Annotated in this window: 19 protein-coding genes; 7 read left to right on the plus strand and 12 right to left on the minus strand. The window is 71.2% G+C overall.

What is annotated here, in order from left to right; genetic code table 11:
• The 4 genes from AOJ26_RS11090 to AOJ26_RS11105 form a co-directional block, all read right to left on the minus strand.
• Positions 1 to 1362 carry a maltokinase N-terminal cap-like domain-containing protein gene (locus tag AOJ26_RS11090; RefSeq protein WP_053848063.1) on the minus strand — a complete coding sequence of 454 codons (1362 nt, stop codon included), beginning with the start codon at positions 1360 to 1362 and terminating at the stop codon, positions 1 to 3.
• 26 nt (positions 1363 to 1388) lie between these two features.
• Positions 1389 to 3107 (minus strand): maltose alpha-D-glucosyltransferase, encoded by a 1719-nt coding sequence (treS, locus tag AOJ26_RS11095; protein ID WP_053848064.1) that lies wholly within the window; start codon positions 3105 to 3107, stop codon positions 1389 to 1391.
• Positions 3104 to 5080: an alpha-1,4-glucan--maltose-1-phosphate maltosyltransferase gene (locus AOJ26_RS11100; RefSeq protein ID WP_053848065.1), complete on the minus strand. Its 1977-nt coding sequence runs from the start codon at positions 5078 to 5080 to the stop codon at positions 3104 to 3106. Before AOJ26_RS11100 ends, treS begins: the two co-directional genes overlap by 4 nt.
• 74 nt (positions 5081 to 5154) lie before the next feature.
• On the minus strand, positions 5155 to 5454 hold the full coding sequence (locus tag AOJ26_RS11105; RefSeq protein ID WP_053848081.1) for a DUF5133 domain-containing protein: 300 nt from the start codon (positions 5452 to 5454) through the stop codon (positions 5155 to 5157).
• Positions 5455 to 5750: 296 nt separating this feature from the next.
• Here AOJ26_RS11105 and AOJ26_RS11110 point away from each other — a divergent pair, with 296 nt between their 5' ends.
• Positions 5751 to 6245 carry a hypothetical protein gene (locus AOJ26_RS11110; protein WP_031052851.1) on the plus strand — a complete coding sequence of 165 codons (495 nt, stop codon included), beginning with the start codon at positions 5751 to 5753 and terminating at the stop codon, positions 6243 to 6245.
• A gap of 2 nt (positions 6246 to 6247) precedes the next feature.
• Complete coding sequence (glgX, locus tag AOJ26_RS11115; protein WP_053848066.1) at positions 6248 to 8386, plus strand: glycogen debranching protein GlgX; 2139 nt, start codon at positions 6248 to 6250, stop codon at positions 8384 to 8386.
• Positions 8387 to 8558: 172 nt separating this feature from the next.
• Here the strand turns inward: glgX and AOJ26_RS11120 are convergent, their stop codons facing one another.
• A complete protein-coding gene (locus tag AOJ26_RS11120; RefSeq protein ID WP_053848067.1) occupies positions 8559 to 9362 on the minus strand; it encodes a VOC family protein in 804 nt (267 codons plus the stop codon).
• 169 nt (positions 9363 to 9531) lie between these two features.
• Here AOJ26_RS11120 and AOJ26_RS11125 point away from each other — a divergent pair, with 169 nt between their 5' ends.
• The gene (locus AOJ26_RS11125) at positions 9532 to 9864 is read left to right on the plus strand and encodes an ANTAR domain-containing protein (protein ID WP_053848068.1); all 333 of its coding nucleotides are present in this window, start codon (positions 9532 to 9534) and stop codon (positions 9862 to 9864) included.
• A 15-nt stretch (positions 9865 to 9879) separates the two neighbouring features.
• Here the strand turns inward: AOJ26_RS11125 and AOJ26_RS11130 are convergent, their stop codons facing one another.
• Positions 9880 to 10668: an RNA polymerase sigma factor SigF gene (locus AOJ26_RS11130; RefSeq protein ID WP_053848069.1), complete on the minus strand. Its 789-nt coding sequence runs from the start codon at positions 10666 to 10668 to the stop codon at positions 9880 to 9882.
• Positions 10669 to 10907: 239 nt separating this feature from the next.
• Between AOJ26_RS11130 and AOJ26_RS11135 the strand changes: the two genes are divergently transcribed.
• The 4 genes from AOJ26_RS11135 (at position 10908) to AOJ26_RS11150 (ending at position 13691) form a co-directional block, all read left to right on the plus strand.
• Complete coding sequence (locus AOJ26_RS11135) at positions 10908 to 11363, plus strand: MarR family winged helix-turn-helix transcriptional regulator (RefSeq protein ID WP_053848070.1); 456 nt, start codon at positions 10908 to 10910, stop codon at positions 11361 to 11363.
• The gene (locus tag AOJ26_RS11140) at positions 11360 to 12181 is read left to right on the plus strand and encodes an ABC transporter ATP-binding protein (RefSeq protein WP_053848071.1); all 822 of its coding nucleotides are present in this window, start codon (positions 11360 to 11362) and stop codon (positions 12179 to 12181) included. Before AOJ26_RS11135 ends, AOJ26_RS11140 begins: the two co-directional genes overlap by 4 nt.
• On the plus strand, positions 12141 to 12983 hold the full coding sequence (locus AOJ26_RS11145; RefSeq protein WP_053848072.1) for an ABC transporter permease: 843 nt from the start codon (positions 12141 to 12143) through the stop codon (positions 12981 to 12983). Before AOJ26_RS11140 ends, AOJ26_RS11145 begins: the two co-directional genes overlap by 41 nt.
• A 192-nt stretch (positions 12984 to 13175) precedes the next feature.
• The gene (locus tag AOJ26_RS11150; protein WP_053848073.1) at positions 13176 to 13691 is read left to right on the plus strand and encodes a hypothetical protein; all 516 of its coding nucleotides are present in this window, start codon (positions 13176 to 13178) and stop codon (positions 13689 to 13691) included.
• 12 nt (positions 13692 to 13703) lie between these two features.
• Here AOJ26_RS11150 and hemC read toward each other — a convergent pair whose 3' ends face one another.
• From hemC to AOJ26_RS11180, 6 genes are all read right to left on the minus strand, one after another.
• The gene (gene hemC, locus AOJ26_RS11155; protein WP_053848074.1) at positions 13704 to 14639 is read right to left on the minus strand and encodes a hydroxymethylbilane synthase; all 936 of its coding nucleotides are present in this window, start codon (positions 14637 to 14639) and stop codon (positions 13704 to 13706) included.
• A gap of 41 nt (positions 14640 to 14680) precedes the next feature.
• Positions 14681 to 15148: a GNAT family N-acetyltransferase gene (locus AOJ26_RS11160; protein ID WP_053848075.1), complete on the minus strand. Its 468-nt coding sequence runs from the start codon at positions 15146 to 15148 to the stop codon at positions 14681 to 14683.
• Positions 15145 to 15663, minus strand: a complete 519-nt coding sequence (locus AOJ26_RS11165; RefSeq protein ID WP_053848076.1) for a hypothetical protein — start codon at positions 15661 to 15663, stop codon at positions 15145 to 15147. Before AOJ26_RS11165 ends, AOJ26_RS11160 begins: the two co-directional genes overlap by 4 nt.
• Positions 15664 to 15717: 54 nt before the next feature.
• A complete protein-coding gene (locus AOJ26_RS11170; RefSeq protein WP_053848077.1) occupies positions 15718 to 16743 on the minus strand; it encodes a questin oxidase family protein in 1026 nt (341 codons plus the stop codon).
• Positions 16744 to 16844: 101 nt separating this feature from the next.
• Positions 16845 to 17621, minus strand: coding sequence for an NPP1 family protein (locus AOJ26_RS11175; protein WP_053848078.1), 777 nt, complete (start codon positions 17619 to 17621; stop codon positions 16845 to 16847).
• A gap of 150 nt (positions 17622 to 17771) precedes the next feature.
• Positions 17772 to 18723, minus strand: a 952-nt coding sequence (locus tag AOJ26_RS11180) for an ATP-dependent DNA ligase (protein ID WP_053848079.1), incomplete at its 5' end; no start/stop codon positions are given.

Here is an 18723-nt window from a genome sequence, read left to right on the forward strand (position 1 = left end):
TCAGTCTCCTCTCACGGCAAGGCGTTCGATCGCCGCCATCGGCACGGGCAGCCAGTCGGGGCGGTGCCGTGCCTCGTACAGGACTTCGTAGACGGCCCGGTCGGTCTCGTAGGCGCGCAGCAGGCCGTGCTTCTTGCGCGGATCCCACCCGGCGAGGGCGGCATAGCCCCCGCAGAACGCCTCCCGGCAGCGGCGGGCCCACTCCGGGCGCCAGGGCCGGCGCTGCCGGGCCGCGTAGTCGAAGGAGCGGAGCATGCCCGCGATGTCCCGGACCGGTGACTGGGCGGTGCACCGGTCGGCGAGCGGACGCGACGGCTCGCCCTCGAAGTCGATGACGAACCACTCGCGGCCGGCCCGCAGCACCTGCCCCAGGTGCAGGTCACCGTGGACACGCTGGGCGGGCGGCCCGGAGTCGCAGGTGGCGAGCGCGCCGAAGGCGCCCCGCAGGCCGGGGACGAACGGCCGCAGCGCCGGCACGCTGTGCGCGGCGGCGTCGAGGCGTTCGGTCATCGCGGCCGCGGTGGCGCCGTTGTCGTCGTGGCCGGTGCCGGGGAAGGCGGCGGCCAGGGCGAGGTGCACCTCGGCCATGGCCCGCCCGAGTTCGTGGGCCTGCACGGTGAAGTCGTCACCCGAGGCGAGCGCCTGGAGGGCCAGCGCCCAGCCGTCGGACGCGTCGCGCAGATACGGCTGGAGCACGCCGAGCGTGGCCTCCTGCGGATGCGTGGTGCGGAACCAGGCGACCGGCGCCGGCACCCTGCGGCAGCCCTGTCCGGCCAGCGCGACCGGCACCTCCAGGTCCGGATTGACCCCGGGCTGGATGCGGCGGAAGACCTTCAGGATGAACTCGTCGCCGTACACCAGCGAGGAGTTCGACTGCTCGGCGTCCAGCAGCCGCGGCGGGAGCCCCGCGGGCACCGGCACCGAGGGGGCCCGCTCGAAGCACAGCGGGCCGGCCGTGCCGGGATGCCGCAGCCGCTCCAGCAGCAGTTGGGCCGAGCGCGGATCGTGCAGGGCGTCGAACACCGTGAGGCCGGCCAGCGGGCCGCGCTCGGCGCGGCCGATGAGGGCCCTGCCCAGACGCGGCGAGAGGTGTTTGCGCACTCCGAGCAGCAACTGGTAGCAGTCACCGGCCGGGGAGCCGCCGCCGGGCGCGGGCACCCCGCCGTGACCCGTGTGGACCAGCAGGTGCAGACAGCCCGGGAACAGCTCGGTCATCGACAGCAGACCGAGTTCGCTCACGGGCCGGTCCTTGCCCGCGAACCAGCGCTGCCGCGGCAGCCATTGGCGCAGCAGGTCGCCGAGCGAGGCCATGAGATCGGTCACGGGCGCGGGTCTCGGGCTGAGGGATGCGGTCTTCGGCATGGTGACGCGTCCTTTCGTCGGCACGCTCAATGGCGTCGGCCGATGCGGGATGCGACTCGGGAGAGCCGGAACCAGTAGAAGCCGTGCCCGCCGAGGGTCAGCAGGTACGGCAGTTCACCGATGGCCGGGAAGCGCACCCCGCCGAACAGCTCGACCGGGTGCCGGCCGTCGAACTCACGCAGGTCCAGTTCCGTGGGCTGCGCGAACCGGGAGAAGTTGTTCACACACAGGACCAGGTCGTCCTCGTACTCCCGCAGGAAGGCCAGCACCGCCGGGTTGGAGGAGTGCAGCTCGGTGAAGGTGCCCAGACCGAACGCGGGGTTCTGCTTGCGGATCTCGATCATCCGGCGGGTCCAGTGCAGCAGGGAGGACGGGGAGGCCATCGACGCCTCGACGTTGGTGACCTGGTGCCCGTAGACCGGGTCCATGATGATCGGCAGGCTGAGCCGCCCCGGATCGGCCGTGGAGAAGCCGGCGTTGCGGTCGGGGGTCCACTGCATCGGGGTGCGAACGGCGTCGCGGTCGCCGAGCCAGATGTTGTCGCCCATGCCGATCTCGTCGCCGTAGTAGAGGATCGGCGACCCCGGCAGGGACAGCAGCAGGGCGGTGAACAGCTCGATCGTGTCACGGTCGTTGTCGAGGAGCGGGGCCAGGCGCCGCCTGATGCCGATGTTGGCGCGCATACGCGGGTCCTTCGCGTACTCGGCCCACATGTAGTCGCGTTCCTCGTCGGTGACCATTTCGAGGGTCAGCTCGTCGTGGTTGCGCAGGAAGATGCCCCACTGGCAGTTCTGCGGGATCGCCGGGGTCTTGGCCAGGATCTCCGAGACGGGGTAGCGGGACTCGCGGCGCACCGCCATGAAGATGCGGGGCATGACCGGGAAGTGGAAGGCCATGTGGCACTCGTCGCCACCGGCCTGGTAGTCGCCGAAGTAGTCGACGACGTCCTCCGGCCACTGGTTCGCCTCCGCCAGCAGCACCGTGTCCGGGTACAAGGCGTCGATCTCGCGGCGCACCCGCTTCAGGAACTGGTGAGTGGCGGGCAGGTTCTCGCAGTTGGTGCCCTCAGCCGCGTACAGATAGGGGACGGCGTCGAGGCGGAAGCCGTCGATGCCGAGGTCGAGCCAGAAGCGGAGGGCGGCCAGGATCTCCTCCTGGACGGCCGGGTTCTCGTAGTTGAGGTCCGGCTGGTGGGAGAAGAAGCGGTGGAAGTAGTACTGGCCGCGCACCGGGTCGTGGGTCCAGTTGGAGGCCTCGGTGTCGACGAAGATGATCCGCGCGTCCTCGTACTGCTTGTCGTCGTCGGCCCACATGTAGTAGTCGCCGTAGGGGCCGTCGGGGTCCTTGCGGGACTCCTGGAACCACGGGTGCTGGTCGCTGGTGTGGTTCATGACGAAGTCGATGATCACGCGCATGCCGCGCTGGTGGGCGGCGTCGACGAACTCCACGAAGTCGGCGAGGTCACCGAACTCCGGCAGCACGGCGGTGTAGTCCGAGACGTCGTACCCGCCGTCCCTGAGCGGTGACTTGAAGAAGGGCGGCAGCCACAGGCAGTCGACACCGAGCCACTGGAGGTAGTCCAGTTTGGCGGTCAGGCCCTTGAGGTCGCCGACGCCGTCGCCGTTGCTGTCCTGGAAGGAACGGACCAGCACCTCGTAGAAGACCGCGCGTTTGAACCAGTCGGGGTCCCGGTCCTTGGCCGGGGTGTCCTCGAAGGTGTCGTGGACGGGCTCGTTGACAGTCACGCTGTGGATCCTCCGATCTGAGGCGCCGACCTACGGACCTGGAACAGATGCGCGGGGGCCCGGCCGGGCTCCAGGCGCACGTAGTTGCTTCTGCTCCAGTGGTGGGTCTCACCCGTCAGTTCGTCGTGGACGGACAGGGACTCGTGCCATTCCAGGCCGAGTTGCGGCATGTCCAACGAGACCGTGGCCTCCTGGGTGTGGTGCGGGTCGAGGTTCACGACCACCAGGACCGTGTCGTCGCCGGTGCGCTTGCTGTAGGCGATGACCATGTCGTTGTCGGTGTGGTGGAAGCGGATGTTCCGCAGGTGCTGGAGGGCGGGGTGCCGGCGCCTGGTGGTGTTGAGCTGGGTGATCAGGGGGGCGAGGGAGTCGGGGGTGTCCCAGTCGCGGGTCTTGAGCTGGTACTTCTCCGAGTCGAGGTACTCCTCGCTGCCCTCGCGCAGGGGGGTGTTCTCGGCGAGTTCGTAGCCGGAGTAGATGCCCCAGGTCGGCGAGAGCGTCGCGGCCAGCACCGCGCGCAGCGCGAACGCGTTCCGGCCGCCGTGCTGGAGGAAGGCGTGCAGGATGTCGGGGGTGTTGGCGAAGAAGTTCGGCCGCATGTAGGAGGCCGCCTCACCCGAGAGCTCCGTCAGGTACTCGGTCAGCTCCTCCTTGGTGTTGCGCCAGGTGAAGTAGGTGTACGACTGCTGGAAACCGATCTGGGCCAGGGTGTGCATCATCGCCGGCCGCGTGAACGCCTCCGCAAGGAAGATCACATCCGGGTCGGTGGCGTTGATGTCGGCGATCACCCGCTCCCAGAACACCACCGGCTTGGTGTGCGGATTGTCCACCCGGAAGATCCGCACCCCGTGACCCATCCAGTGCCGCAGCACCCGGCAGGTCTCCGCGATCAGCCCCTCCAGATCCGCGTCGAAGGCGATCGGATAGATGTCCTGGTACTTCTTCGGCGGATTCTCCGCATACGCGATCGTCCCGTCCGGGCGGTGGTGGAACCACTCCGGATGCTTGTGCACCCACGGATGGTCCGGCGAGCACTGCAACGCGAAGTCCAGCGCGATCTCCAGACCCTGCTCGGCCGCCTGCTGGACGAACCAGTCGAAGTCCTCGATCGTGCCCAGATCCGGGTGGACGGCGTCGTGCCCGCCCTCCGGCGAGCCGATCGCCCACGGCACCCCCACGTCCTCGGGCCCGGCGGAGAGCGTGTTGTTGCGGCCCTTGCGAAACGTCGTCCCGATCGGATGGATCGGCGGCAGGTACACCACGTCGAAGCCCATCGCCGCGATCGCCGGCAGCCGGCGCGCCGCCGTACGGAACGTGCCGTGCGGCCGCTCCGGGGTGCCCTCCGACCGCGGGAAGAACTCGTACCACGACCCGAACAACGCCCGCTCCCGCTCCACCAGCAGCGGCAACGACTCCGACGCCGTGATCAACTCCCGCAGCGGATGACGGGCGAGGACCGCGTCCACATCCGGAGTCAGCGCGGCGGCCAATCGGGTGGCGACCGGCAGGGAGTCGTCCGCGAGCGTCTCCGCCGCGGCCAGCAGCACCGCGTGCTGCGGTCCCTCCGGGACGCCCGCCGCCGCACGGGTGTAGAGCTCGGCGCCCTCCTCCAGGACCAGCCCGGTGTCGAGACCGGCAGGAACCTTTATGCGGGCGACGCGGCGCCAGGTGCCGACCGGATCGCTCCAGGCCTCGACGCGGTACGTCCAGCGGCCCTCGACGTCCGGGGTGACCTCCGCCCCCCAGCGATCGCTGCCGGGCGACAGTTCCCGCATCGGCGTCCAGGGGCCGTGCCGCCCTTCCGGGTCGGTCAGGACGACGTTCGCGGCGACCGCGTCATGCCCCTCGCGGAAGACCGTCGCGGTGACCTCGAAGGTCTCTCCCACGACCGCCTTCGCCGGGCGCCTGCCGGAATCGACGGCAGGGCGGACGTCCCGAACCGGGATGCGGCCGATGACCGGGGTGGTACTCATGCTCTCGCCTCCGCCGTGCTCGAGGCCGGACGCTGACTGCGCCCGGCCGGGGATCGAAGCTGCACCGGAAGGGGTTACCTCCCCGCGGGGGAACGTTCCGCGGCCCTCGGCGGACCGCGTCTGGCGACGGCACCCGCCCGGGGGAGGTCGCTCTGCTCCTGGAGGTAGGCCACCACGCTGCTGCTGAGGTAGCGCTCTGCGGCCTCGGCCGCCTCACGTGCGCAGCGCTTGCCCATCAGCACGCACAGCGTGTAGCCCGAGTCCTCGAAGGTGGCCCGGACGTCGCGGTCGGCGGGGGAGGCGAGCATGACGCGCTCCCAGGCGCGATAGCGCCGCAGTTGCCGGGCGACCTCGGCTTTGGCCGGTAGCAGCATGGCGCCGTTCACCTTTCGGACTCGGGAAGCTCCAGGGCGCGGAAGGGTCCGGGCTCGGGAAGATCCAGGGCTCAGGAAGATCCGGGATTCAAGAGATCTTCACTCATGGTGCACGCGCGACAACTCAGCGTCTTGTTGGTTCTTCAACTACCTCGCCAGTCGCTCGTGTTGCACGAATGGCGTAGCACTCCCACTCTGGAGTGACTCTGAAGCGATCAGCGCTCACGCTCCGTGTCACGGGGCCCGGTCCCGCGGGGGCCGGGAGGGAGCGGGAGCTTCGCCGGTGAGGAGTGACGATGAAGACCGCAGTGCCCTGCTACTACCACCTCGACGTGGAGGTCAGCCCGGAACGGGTCGGGCAGGTCAGGCGCATCCTGGCCGCCCATCTACGGCTCTGGGACCTGGAGACCCTGGTCGAACCCGTCTGCCGCGGTGCCGAACTGCTGCTCAAGGCCATCGACGAGCACGCGACGGACAAGAACACCTCCATCGAGCTGTGGTGGAACGGCCAGCACCTCATCACCGCCGTCGCCGAGAACGACTGCGACCTGCGCCCTGACCTGGATCTGCGCGCCTGCCTGGAACGGATCGCCGCGATGAGCGACGGCTGGGGCTGCTGCGCCACCGACACCGGGAGCAAGGTCATCTGGTTCTCGCAGCGGGCCCGCGCCGGCGAGCGCGTCCCGCTCGTGCCGACGGCCCCCGCCCCGAGCCTGCGGGAGGTGCTCCAGGTGCCGCGCGAGATGCCGGTCGCGGCCCTGGCCGCCGCGACCGCCGACGGCGGGTGCTGAGCATGGCGTCGTCCAGGAAGAAGCCGGACGGAAACGGGAAGCGGGTGCCGGCCTGGAGCGGGCACCCCTACCCGCTGGGCGCCTCGTTCGACGGAGAGGGCACCAACTTCGCCCTGTTCAGCGAGGTCGCCGAGCGTGTCGAACTCGTTCTGGTGGACGAGCGGGGCGCCCACACCGGCGTCCCGCTGACCGAGGTCGACGGATTCGTCTGGCACGGCTACGTGCCCGGCGTAGGACCGGGCCAGCGTTACGGCTATCGGGTGCACGGACCCTGGCAGCCCTCGTTCGGCCACCGGTGTGATCCGTCGAAGCTGCTCCTCGACCCGTACGCCAAAGCGGTGGACGGGCAGGTGGACAGCCACCCCTCGCTGCACACCCCCGAGGCCGACAGCGCCGGGCACACCATGCTCGGCGTGGTCACCGATCCGGCCTTCGACTGGGGCGACGACCGGCCGCCCCGCCGGCCCTACGCCGACAGCGTGATCTACGAGGCCCACGTCCGCGGGCTCTCCCGCACCCACCCGGACGTCCCGCCGGAACTGCGCGGCACCTACGCCGGTCTCGCGCACCCCGCGGTGATCGACCACCTGACCTCGCTCGGCGTCACCGCCGTCGAGCTGATGCCGGTGCACCAGTTCGTGCAGGACGGGGTGCTCCAGGACCGGGGCCTGGCCAACTACTGGGGCTACAACACGATCGGCTTCTTCGCGCCCCACAACGCCTACGCCGCCCACGGCACCCGGGGGCAGCAGGTCACCGAGTTCAAGGTGATGGTGAAGGCGCTGCACGCGGCCGGACTCGAGGTGATCCTCGACGTCGTCTACAACCACACCGCCGAGGGCAACGAGAAGGGGCCCACACTCTCCTTCCGGGGCATCGACAACGCCTCGTACTACCGGCTGGTGGACGGCGACTGGGAGCACTACTACGACACCACCGGTACCGGGAACAGCCTGCTCATGCGGCACCCGTACGTGCTCCAGCTGATCATGGACTCGCTCCGGTACTGGGTGACCGAGATGCACGTCGACGGCTTCCGCTTCGACCTCGCGGCCACCCTGGCCCGGCAGTTCCACGAGGTGGACCGGCTGTCGGCGTTCTTCGACCTCATCCAGCAGGACCCGGTGATCAGCCGCGTCAAGCTGATCGCCGAGCCGTGGGACGTGGGGGAGGGCGGCTACCAGGTCGGCAACTTCCCGCCGCTGTGGTCGGAGTGGAACGGCAAGTACCGGGACGCGGTACGGGACTTCTGGCGGGGCGAGCCCCACACGCTCGGGGAGTTCGCGTCCCGGCTGACCGGCTCGTCCGACCTGTACCAGCACAGCCGGCGGCGCCCGCGTGCCAGCGTCAACTTCGTGACCGCGCACGACGGGTTCACCCTGCGCGACCTCGTGTCGTACAACGACAAGCACAACGAGGCCAACGGTGAGGACGGTCAGGACGGCGAGAGCGCCAACCGGTCCTGGAACTGCGGGGCCGAGGGCGAGACCGACGACCCCGCCATCCTGGAGCTGAGGGCCCGCCAGCAGCGGAACTTCCTCGCCACCCTGCTGCTCTCGCAGGGCATCCCGATGCTCTGCCACGGCGACGAACTCGGCCGTACGCAGCGGGGCAACAACAACGCCTACTGCCAGGACAACGAGATCTCCTGGATCGACTGGGAGCTGACCGAGGAACAGCGCGAACTCGCCGACTTCACCCGGTACGTGATCGGTCTGCGCGCGGCGCACCCCGTCCTGCGCAGGCGCCGCTTCTTCCGCGGTGAGACCGTGACGCACGCCGGGCAGCCGCTGCCCGACCTGGTCTGGCTGCTGCCGGACGCCCGCGAGATGGCCGAGGAGGACTGGCAGCGCTCCGACGCGCACGCCGTCGGTGTCTTCCTCAACGGCGACGCCATCGCCGAGCCCGACGCGCGGGGGAACCCGGTGGTCGACGACTCGTTCCTGCTGCTGCTGAACGGCCACTGGGAGCCCGTCGACTTCCGCCTCCCGGACCCGTCCTACGGCGAACGCTGGACGACGGTGCTCGACACGTCCGAGCCCCAGGGCGCCGACGAGGCCGAACACAAGGCCGGCACCCGGATGACGGTGGAGGCCCGCAGCCTGGTTCTGCTGTCGCGGCCGTCCCGCGGGGGTTCGTGAAGGGTGACGCTGTCAGGCGCGGGGCGTGAATGAAGGGCGAGGCTCGGGGGGCCTCGCCCTTCAGTGCGTGTGGTGCGAGACGGCTGTGGGCCGGGTGCCCCTCACCCGCGAGGGACGGCCGTCGAGGCGGAAGTCGGGCCGGGGGAAGCCCTGGCGCCCGGGGCCCTCGTTCTCAGCGTGTCCGGCGGGTCGTGACCGTGAACTGCGCGCCGTCCGGGTCGCGCAGTACGGCCTCGGTGGGGACGTGGGAGAGCACGCTGCCGCCGTGGACCTCGGCCGCCTTGGCGCAGGCCGCCACGTCCTCGACCGCGAAGTGGACCTGCCAGTGCGGCCGGATCGCGGGATCGGGGGCCGAGCCCAGCGCCCCCGACTCGATGCGCGCCACCACGTCGCCGCCGCTGCGCAGCACCACCTCGTCGCCCTCGTAGCGGACCTCGCAGCAGTCGGGGCGCTCGGTCGCCCAGTCGAGGACCTCGCCGTAGAAGATGGCGGCGTCGAACGCGTCGCGGGTGTGGAGCCGGACGAAGGCCGGCTGGGCCCGTCGCCACACCTCCCAGTTGGAGACGAGGTGGCCCTCCCAGACGCCGAAGGTCGCTCCGTCGCGGTCGGAGAGCAGGGCCGCCCGGCCGGGCGGGAAGGACAGCGGACCGACCGCCAGCGTGCCGCCGCGTTCCTGTACGCGCGCCGCCGCCTCGTCCGCGCTGGGCACCGCGAAGTACGGCGTCCAGGCCACCGCCATCTGCCACATCGACGCGACCGCCGCGATGCCGGCGACCGGCGTGCCGTCCGCCAGCGCGACCCGGAAGCGCTCGCCGAGCTTCGCGGGCTTCCACTCCCAGCCGAGGACGGCCCCGTAGAAGTCCTCCGTGGTCTGCTGGTCGCGGCTGGTCAGGCTGACCCAGCAGGGCGCCCCGAAGACATGGTGGGTGGAGACGACGTCCGCGGTCGCGGTGGGATGCTGCGGATCGTGGTTCATGGCAGTCGCGTCCTGCTCTCGTCGGCCGGCGGCCACCGGGCGGTCTTCCTCCAGTGTCCGTCCGGAACCGCTCCGGGCGCCTGCCGAGTACCCCGGGGGCGCCGCCGAAACGGTGGCCCGTTCGCCTGTGCCCGGTGGCGCGGACCCGTCCGGGTGACAGGATGGACACGTGCCAGTCGTACCGAACGAACCAGCCGACGAGTCCGACCGGATCTTCGCCCTCCAGGAGGAGATCGGCCAGCTCAAGGAAGCGGTCGCCTCCCACGCGGTCGTGGACCAGGCCATCGGCATGGTCGTCGCGCTCGGCCGGATCACCCCGGACGAGGGCTGGGCCGTGCTGAAGGACGTCTCCCAGCACACCAACATCAAGCTGCGCAACGTCGCGGAGCTGATCCTCATCTGGGGGCGGTCCGGTGAGATCCCCCGGGAGATCCGCGTGGAGCTGGAGGAGGCTCTCGACCGGTACGGTCCGACGCAGATTCCGGGGGCGTCGCCCGAGTGACCCCGCCCGGAGCGCTCAGCGGTCGTCGGCCAGGACCTCGTCGCGGAGCTGCGCGAAGCACGTGCTGAGCAGCCGGGAGACGTGCATCTGCGAGATGCCGAGTTCCTCGGCTATGCCGCTCTGGGTCATGCCCCGGAAGAAGCGCAGGTAGAGGATGGTCCGCTCGCGCTCCGGCAGCGCCTTGAGGCGGGGCCCGACGGCCACGCGGTCGACGACCACGTCGTAGCCGGGGTCGGGGCCGCCGAGCGCGTCGCCCAGGGCGTAGCCGTCCGTGCCGGGCATCTCCGCCTCCAGCGACAGCGCCGAGAAGCACTCCAGGGCCTCCGCACCCGTGCGCACCTCGTCCTCGGTCAGGTGCGCCTGCTCGGCGATCTCGGCGACGGTGGGCGCCCGGCCGGGGGTCTGCGCGAGCTCCTTCGACGCCTGCCGGACCCGGTTGCGCAGGTCCTGCACCCGGCGCGGCACGTGCAGCGTCCACATGTGGTCGCGGAAGTGCCGCTTGATCTCGCCGGTCACCGTCGGCACCGCGTACGCCTCGAAGGCGCTGCCGCGTGCCGGGTCGTAGTGGTCGACGGCCTTGACGAGCCCGAGGGCGGCCACCTGGTAGAGGTCCTCGAGGGACTCCCCGCGGCCCCGGAAGCGGACGGCGATCCGCTCGGCCATGGGCAGCCACAGTTCCACGAGCTCGTCCCGCAGAGCCTTGCGCTCCGGCCCCTCGGGCAGGCGGGACAGGCGCTCGAACGCCTCGTAGGTGTCGGGGGCGTCGTCGTGCGGATGCGGCTTCGTTCTGGTGGCGACGGACATGTCGCGCACCTCCCTGAGCGGGTGCTGGGTGGACAGACACCGTGGGAGCCACGCGCTCGGACACTGGGAGAGACATCCGGGGCCCGCTCGGCGGGACACCCACGAACGTGCCTCCTGTCCGAAGCACTGCTGAGTGGATTCCCGCTCTGGGCTGAAATGAAACAAAAACTCCAATCATCCCGTATGCCTTGACCAGCTCTTGGGAGAGATAGCTCTGACTCAGAGGTAATGTCACCCGTGTGGACGAAGAGACCTTCCCCGAGGAGCTGGCCGACGCCCTCGTCGGCGTCCAGCGACTGCTCCGACGCAGGCTGCGCGCCGGGCTGACCGTGCCACGACTGCGCGGCGCCGAGGTCGAACTGCTCCGCCTGGTCGAGTCGCGGCCCGGCATCCGGGTCTCCGACGCGGCCAAGGAGCTGTTCCTGGCCGGAAACTCCGTCTCGACCCTGGTCAACCAGTTGGTCAAGGAGGGCCATCTGGTCCGCGAGACCGACCCCGCCGACCGGCGCGCGGCCCGGCTGCTGCTCACCGACAAGGCCGAGACGCGGCTCAGGGACTGGAAGCAGCGGCGGGTCGCGCTCGTGACCCGGCACGTCACCCGGCTGGACGCGGCCGACCAGGAGGCCCTGCGCGCCGCGCTCCCGGCCCTTCGCGCGCTTGCCGTCGATCTGCACGAGGAGGCCGAGCAGACATGACACCCGCAGCTGTTGCCTGCACGGGGCTGACCTACGCCTTCGGTGACACCAGAGCCGTGGACGGGCTGGACCTGACCGTCGAGGAGGGGGAGGTCTTCGGACTCCTCGGACCCAACGGCGCCGGCAAGACCACCGCCATCCGCTGCGTCACCACCCTGCTGCCCGTGCCCGCAGGGATGATCCGCGTCTTCGGCCGCGACACCGCCGACGAGCCGATGGCCGTACGCCGGCTGCTCGGCTACGTCCCCCAGCAGTTGTCGGCGGACGCCAACCTGACCGGCCGCGAGAACGTCACCCTCTTCGCCCGCGTCTTCGACGTGGCCCGAAGGGAACGCGCCGAGCGGGTCGCCCAGGCCCTGGCCGCCGTCGACCTCACCGACGCCGCCGACCGGCTCGCCGGCACCTACTCCGGCGGCATGGTCCGGCGGCTGGAGCTCGCCCAGGCCCTGGTCAGCGCGCCCCGGCTGCTGATCCTCGACGAGCCGACCATCGGCCTCGACCCGATCGCCCGCACCGGCGTCTGGGAGCACATCAACGCCGTACGCGAGGCGACCGGCATGACCGTCCTCGTGACCACGCACTACATGGACGAGGCCGACCAGCACTGCGACCGGGTCGGCCTCATGCACCGCGGCCGCGTCCGCGCCCTCGGCACCCCCGCCGAACTCAGGCGGTCACTGGCCGGGAAGCGGGGCACCGACACCCTGCCGACCCTGGAGGACGTCTTCCGTGACGTCGCCGGCAGCGGACTCGAGGACGAGGGAGGGGATTTCCGCGATGTCCGAAGCACCCGCCGCACCGCGAACCGCGTCGGCTGACATCGGTCTGCTGCTGAAGCCGCCGGAGCCCCGCGCGGGCTGGCGGCTGCTGCCCGCCCGGGTGGTGGCGATGTGCGCGGTGGAGCTTCAGAAGCTCCGCCACGACCGCACCGAGCTCTACACCCGCGCCGTCCAGCCCGCCCTGTGGCTGCTGATCTTCGGCCAGACCTTCACCCGCATCAAGGCGATCCCCACCCAGGGCATCCCCTACATCGACTACCTGGCCCCCGGCATCATCGCCCAGTCGGCCATGTTCATCGCGATCTTCTACGGCATCCAGATCATCTGGGAGCGCGACGCGGGCATCCTCAACAAACTCCTGGTCACCCCCACCCCGCGCTCGGCGCTAACCACCGGCAAGGCCTTCGCGGCCGGGGTGAAGTCGCTGATCCAGGCCGTCGTCGTCATCGTCATCGCCGCCCTGCTCGGGGTGTCCCTGACCTGGAACCCGCTCAGGCTCCTCGGCGTCGGCGCGATCGTGGTCCTCGGCTCGGCGTTCTTCTCCTGCCTGTCGATGACCATCGCCGGCATCGTGCTCAGCCGGGACCGCCTCATGGGCATCGGGCAGGCCATCACCATGCCGCTCTTCTTCGGCTCCAACGCCCTGTACCCGCTGTCCGTCATGCCGGGCTGGCTCCAGGCCGTCAGCAAGGTCAACCCGCTCAGCTACGAGGTCGAGGCCCTGCGCGGCCTTCTCCTCGGCACGCCCGCCCGTCTCGCGCTCGACTTCGGGGTGCTGGCCGTGGCCGCCGTACTCGGCATCACCGCGGCCTCCTCGCTCCTCGGCCGCCTGGCCCGTTGATCATGGACGGGCGACGTGATGTGCGGCACGCCCGCGGAAGGGTTTTTCCGGCCGATCGGCGGATTCTTCCTGCGCACGGCTTGATCAGTGATCAAAGGGGGTGAATTCCCTGGCCACAGCGCATTCTGCTCATTTGACAGTGCATTGAGCACACAGATAGGAAGCAGCTCTCTGAGGTCGAAGAGGTGCACTGTGTACGAGCCGAACGTGGTCGGGGACTGGCAGGAGTACGACGAGCATGCCGGTCTGCGTGTCCGCGTCCACCGTCTGGAGGCGGCCGAGCCGCCGCGTGGACGCGACGACGCCGCCGAAGGGCTCACGTATTTCAGCGTCCGGGTGACCGTCGAGAACCGTGGCGAGCGGCATCCGACCGTCCACCTGGAAGACGGTCAGATCGACGTGCGGATCGGGCCGGACGGCGAGAGCGCCTTCATCGACTGGCGCAACTCGCAGTTCATCGAGGGCTTCGACGTCTACCCGCTGCGCCGTGCCACCGCCGTGCTGTTCGCGGCGGGCCCCGAGGCGAGCCTCGGCCAGATCGACGTGCAGATCCAGTTGCGGGTCGACGACGAGTGGGCCGACCGCCGGCTGTGGGCGGGCGGCATCGGACTCGACGAGGGCGCCGCGCACGTGGGCGCGGGCCGCGAGGGCCTGGCCTGCCAGGTCAGCAACTTCCTGCGGGACCAGGCCGAGGAGGGCACCGCCTGATCCCGCGCGGGTTCAGTGCGGGATGCCGTCGATGATCTCGCGGGCGCCCTGACGCAGCAGTGCCACGGCGACCGAGGTGCCCAGCGTGGCCGGATCCAGTCGGCCCGCCCACTCGTGGGCGTTCAGACGCGTCTTGCCGTCCGCGGTGAACACACAGGCCCGCAGGGACAGTTCGCCGCCGTGGTCCACGCGCGCGTATCCCGCGATCGGGCTGTTGCAGTGGCCCTGGAGGACGTGCAGGAACATCCGCTCCGCGGTCGCCTCCCGGAACGTGTCCGGATCACCGAGCGCGCTGACCGCGTCGATCAGCTCGGTGTCGCCCTCCCTGCACTGGAGGGCGAGGATGCCCGCGCCGATCGGCGGCATCATCGTCTCGGGGGAGAGGATCTCGCTGATCACGTCCTCGCGGCCGATGCGCTCCAGGCCGGAGACCGCGAGCAGTAGCGCGTCCGCCTCGCCGGCCGCCAGCTTCGCGAGGCGCCGGTTGGCGTTGCCGCGGAACGGCACGCACTCCAGGTGCGGGTGGGTGGCGGCGAGCTGGGCCACGCGGCGCACCGAGGAGGTGCCGATCCGGGTGCCCTCGGGAAGTTCGTCCAGGGTCAGGCCGCCCGGGTGGATCAGGGCGTCGCGGATGTCGTCGCGCTTGAGGAACGCCGCGAACGTGGTGCCCGCGGGGAGCGGCCGGTCGGCGGGCACGTCCTTCACGCAGTGCACCGCGAGATCCGCCTCGCCGGCCAGCAGCGCGGCGTCGACCTCCTTGGTGAAGGCGCCCTTGCCCTCGACCTTGGACAGGTCGCCCATCCACTTGTCACCGGTGGTCTTCACCGGCACGACCTCGGTGCGCACGCCGGGGTAGAGGGCAGTCAACTCGCTTCTGACACGCTTCACTTGGGCCAGCGCCATCGGCGAGTCACGGGAGACGATACGGACAAGTTCCGGGAGGGACATGCGGGACACGATAGACCCTGCGGCGGTTCCGTGTTTGACGCTCAGGGGTTGACGGGTAGGGAGTAGCGGACCTTCTGCCCGGCGCGGGCGCCCAACCGGTCGTAGAACCGCATCGCCCCGTCGTTCCAGGTCGGCGTCTGCCACTGCACCTCGTCGAGCCCCAGGGCGCGGGCCTCGGCGGTCACCGCCTCCATGAGCAGCACGCCGAGTCCCAGACCGCGGTGCCCGGGGAGCAGGAACAGACAGTCCATGTGCAGGTACTCGCGGCCCCGCCAGGTGGAGAGTTCGGGAGCGCAGGTGGCGTAGCCGGCGAGTTCGCCGTCGGGGAGTGCGGCCACCAGGCAGCGCAGGCGGGGCGCGGGTGTGCCGAAGAGGAGCGCGGCCAGCCGGTCGGGCAGGTCCCGCGGGGGCGGTGCCGCGCGCTCGTACTCCGCGTGCCGGGCGGCGAGTTCGGCGACCGCGGGCAGGTCGGCGCGCTCGGCGTGCCGGACGAGGGGGGTGTCGCTCATCGGACGTCACCCGCGGCCGTGTCCGCGGCCCAGGCCGTGAGCCGCCCGGCGAGCGACCCGGTGCCGTTGAGGACGTGCCGGGAGTACGCGTCCCGCTCGTGCGCGAGTACGGCGGCCTCCCACACGCAGGGCGCCAGGCCCGCCCGGCCGGGCCGCAGCGCGTCGGGCTCGCCCGCCGGACCGGTGAAGATCGCCAGGTCCGCCATGTGCCCCTCGATCCAGCTTTGGACCAGGACGTAGTCGCCGTCGCCGCCCGCGTGCACGATCAGGACGGCGAGCCCGAGGGAGCCCCGCAGCGGGCCGAGTCCGAGATGGCGGGCGGCGATCCGCAGCCCGGCCTCGGCGTCCGCGTCGGACACCGTACGGCCGGGCGCCTCCAGCGCGTACACCTTCACCAGGTGCCCGGCGGCCTCCCCGGTGCCCAACGGCCGTACGGGACGGGCGTGGTGGCTGTCGGCGAGGGCGAGCAGGGCCTCGGCGTCGACGGCGGCGGGCAGTTCCTCGTGAAGATCCATCCGGTCATCATCCGATGCGGGGCCGATCCCGCGCGACACGATTGCGGACCGGCCTCAGACGAGCGGTTCGCTGAGTTCGACCGAGCGCAGGGCGGCCGCGAGGGCCTGTTCGTCGCCGATGTCCAGGGCCGTGTCGGTGAGCTTGATGACGTGTTCGTCGCCGTGGGCGAGGGCGCGTTCCACGACCTCCTCGGCGGTCAGGCGCGCGGGAGGGGCGTGGACGACGGGTGCCACCGGCGCGTACATCGCCGTGACCGCCGCCGACGCGGTCCAGGCCGCGTGCAGGCTCGGCACCCACTGGTCGCGCGGGAGGCAGTCCAGCGTCCGCAGCACGGCGTTGGGGGCCGTGGCCGCGTGCACGAGCATGGTCGGCTCACCGTGGCCGTGGGTGGCGTAGCGGTGGGTCGCGGCGCGCACGAGCTCGGTGAGCCGCTCCTTCGCGGTGTCCGGGTCGGCGACGTCGCGCGCCCAGACGGGCAGCCGGCGTACGGCGGCCAGACGGTCGCGGAACCCCAGGTGGCCCGGCTCGATGGCGGGTACGGCGTCCAGGGCGTCCGCGGCGGCCGTGGCGCCCGGCAGCTCCGCGAGCCCGGTCACGGGCTGGTGCCGTGCCGCCCAGTAGCCCAGCGCGTGCGCGAGTTCGGTGAGCCGGGGCGCGTTCTCGTGGGCCCGCAGGGCGCGGACGGCGTGGCCGACCCGGATGACGGTGTGCGTGGCGCCGCCGTACAGGCCCGGCAGCAGGCGCGGCCACCACTCGGCGAGGACGTCCTTCCAGGGGCGCTCGGCGAGCGTGCGGGCGTAGTAGTCCGTCCAGTCAGCGATCCGGCGCGGATCGCCCAGTGCCGAGGGCCAGTTGTCGTCCGTGACGGGAGCGGTGCGGTCGGGGAAGTCCTCCAGCTTGTCCCGGTACAGGTCCAGCCACCGGTGCACCGAGCCGGCCTGTCCGTGCGCGGCGAGCGCCTCGACCACCATGGGGGCGTGGTTGCTCAGCCAGCCCTCCCGCTCCGGGCCGGCCGCGTGGACGCGGTCCAGGGCCTCTTCGAGGTGCCCGCTCGTGTCGCTCGTATCGGTCGTGTCCATGAACAGGACGCTATGCGGGGGGCGGAGCGGCGGGGATCGGGCGCGGGACGGAACCCGCGGGCGCGGGGGACCTAGGTCCCGCGCCCGATCGTGTCACCGGGTCAGGCGTTGGGGTCGAAAGGGATCCCCGACGGCTTCGCCGACGACAGGTGCGCGGCGAAGTTGGCGTCCTTGAGGCCGAAGTTGGCGCTGCCGAAGTCGTACGCGCTCAGCTTGTCGCGCAGCCCCGACGGGTAGCCGTTCCAGCCGACCAGCGGCGGGTACTGCCAGGTGCCCTTGGCGTTCTCCGGCGGCTCGTCGTTCGAGTTGGCCAGCCGGAAGCAGTGGGTGCTGATGCCGTCCTTGTGGTAGACGATCTTCGCGTGCGTGCCGTCGAAGCGGACTCCGGAGGCGGCACTGACCGTGAACGAGCCGTGGTTGGACGTCGAGACGTACTGGACCGTGCCGTTCTGCACCCAGATCACGACGTGTTCCCAGTCGTGCCGGTGGCCGCCGATGCTGCTGTTCGCCAGCGCCTGGTCCTTCTCGAAGTACAGGCCGTACAGGTAGGCGCACCAGCCGTTGTTGCACTTGTAGCGCGAGTACGTGTTGGTGTTGTCCAGGTCCGCGGCGTCATGGCAGTCGCCGCTGAGCGAACCCGTCGGCTTGAGGCCGCCGTTGACGGTGCCGTCGGGACCGATGGCCGGTGTCGGGTAGCAGCCGTCCGTGTCGTAGTCGAAGGCCGGCTGGTAGGTGTACTCGGCGCTCTCGGCGTTGGCGGGCAGTGCCTTGGGCGGAGCGGCGAAGGAGGCGGAGGGGAAGGCGACGACGAGTGCGGCGGCGCCGGCCAGGCCGGTGAGCCATCTCGTGCGGTGCTTCTTGAACGACGGTGACGCCACTGCGTCCTCCTCGTGGTCCGGGCGCAGCCCAACGGCTGTGGGGTTACTGGGGAGTTCAGCTTCCCGGCTTTTCATGTCCGCGCCAAGAGGCTGAAGGCGTCGCTCCGGTTACGGTGAACCCAACATCCCGGGTGAGCCCGGCATCCCGGATCAGGCGGGCGGGTCGGGGAGGTCGGCCGAGGAGTCCTCCGGCGCGAGGTCCGGCCGCAGCCGCAGCCAGGACGGCTGACGCAGCAGCCCCGCCCGGGTACGGGTGCTGTAGCGGACCTCGCCCACCAGCCGGGGCAGCACCCAGCGCGCGCCCGGGACGCGCGGCACGGGATCGAAGGGGCACGCGTCCGTCGCCGCGGCCGCCAACAGCGCGGCGAGCTCCGTGCGTTCCGTCTCGCTCCATCCGGTGCCCACACTGCCGACGTACCGCAGCCGTCCCTCGCCCCGCTGTCCGACCAGCACCGCACCCGGCAGGCCCGTGAGCCGGCCCTTGCCGGGCAGCCAGCCGCCCACGACGACGTCCTCGCTGCGCATGTTGCGGATCTTGATCCAGGCGCGGGAGCGCACTCCCGGTTCGTACAGCGAGTCGAGCCGCTTGCAGACCAGGCCTTCCAGGCCGTGTTCACGGGTGGCGCGCAGGGCCTGTTCGCCGTGGCCGACGAGGGCGGAGGGAGTGGACCAGTGGGGTCCGGCGAGCCCCAGCTCGTCCAGTCGCGCCCGGCGTCGCGCATAGGGGACGGTGACGAGGGAGCGCCGCCCCAGGTGCATCAGGTCGAAGATCACGAGGTGGACGGGGGCTTCGGCCGCCCGGCGTGCGGCTCGGCCGGGGGCGTGGGCCAGCTGCATGCGCGGTTGCAGCAACTGGAAGTCCGCGCGGCCCTGTTCGTCCAGTGCCAGGATCTCCCCGTCCAGCACCGCGGGTGTGGCGCCGAGCGCGGCGCCCAGCGGCCGCAGTTCGGGATAGGCGCCGGTGATGTCCTCCCCGGACCGGGCGCGCAGCACCAGGTCGCCGTTCCCCGGGAGGTAGACGACCGCCCGCTGGCCGTCCTGCTTGGTCTCGTAGGCCCAGCGCGCGTCCTGTGCGGGGGGCGGCAGGGTGCCGGGGGTGGCG

It is taken from the genome of Streptomyces sp. NRRL B-24085, from assembly GCF_001282115.1.
Lineage (GTDB): Bacteria > Actinomycetota > Actinomycetes > Streptomycetales > Streptomycetaceae > Streptomyces.

Bases quoted from the DNA above. Each gene is read 5' to 3' on its own strand.
- glgX (WP_053848066.1), top strand. From the start codon at position 6,248: ATGGCGTCGTCCAGGAAGAAGCCGGACGGAAACGGGAAGCGGGTGCCG.
- AOJ26_RS11090 (WP_053848063.1), bottom strand. From the start codon at position 1,362: ATGCCGAAGACCGCATCCCTCAGCCCGAGACCCGCGCCCGTGACCGAT.
- AOJ26_RS11110 (WP_031052851.1), top strand. From the start codon at position 5,751: ATGAAGACCGCAGTGCCCTGCTACTACCACCTCGACGTGGAGGTCAGC.
- AOJ26_RS11100 (WP_053848065.1), bottom strand. From the start codon at position 5,080: ATGAGTACCACCCCGGTCATCGGCCGCATCCCGGTTCGGGACGTCCGC.
- AOJ26_RS11120 (WP_053848067.1), bottom strand. From the start codon at position 9,362: ATGAACCACGATCCGCAGCATCCCACCGCGACCGCGGACGTCGTCTCC.
- AOJ26_RS11140 (WP_053848071.1), top strand. From the start codon at position 11,360: ATGACACCCGCAGCTGTTGCCTGCACGGGGCTGACCTACGCCTTCGGT.
- AOJ26_RS11160 (WP_053848075.1), bottom strand. From the start codon at position 15,148: ATGAGCGACACCCCCCTCGTCCGGCACGCCGAGCGCGCCGACCTGCCC.
- AOJ26_RS11130 (WP_053848069.1), bottom strand. From the start codon at position 10,668: ATGTCCGTCGCCACCAGAACGAAGCCGCATCCGCACGACGACGCCCCC.
- hemC (WP_053848074.1), bottom strand. From the start codon at position 14,639: ATGTCCCTCCCGGAACTTGTCCGTATCGTCTCCCGTGACTCGCCGATG.
- AOJ26_RS11165 (WP_053848076.1), bottom strand. From the start codon at position 15,663: ATGGATCTTCACGAGGAACTGCCCGCCGCCGTCGACGCCGAGGCCCTG.
- AOJ26_RS11105 (WP_053848081.1), bottom strand. From the start codon at position 5,454: ATGCTGCTACCGGCCAAAGCCGAGGTCGCCCGGCAACTGCGGCGCTAT.
- AOJ26_RS11170 (WP_053848077.1), bottom strand. From the start codon at position 16,743: ATGGACACGACCGATACGAGCGACACGAGCGGGCACCTCGAAGAGGCC.
- AOJ26_RS11145 (WP_053848072.1), top strand. From the start codon at position 12,141: ATGTCCGAAGCACCCGCCGCACCGCGAACCGCGTCGGCTGACATCGGT.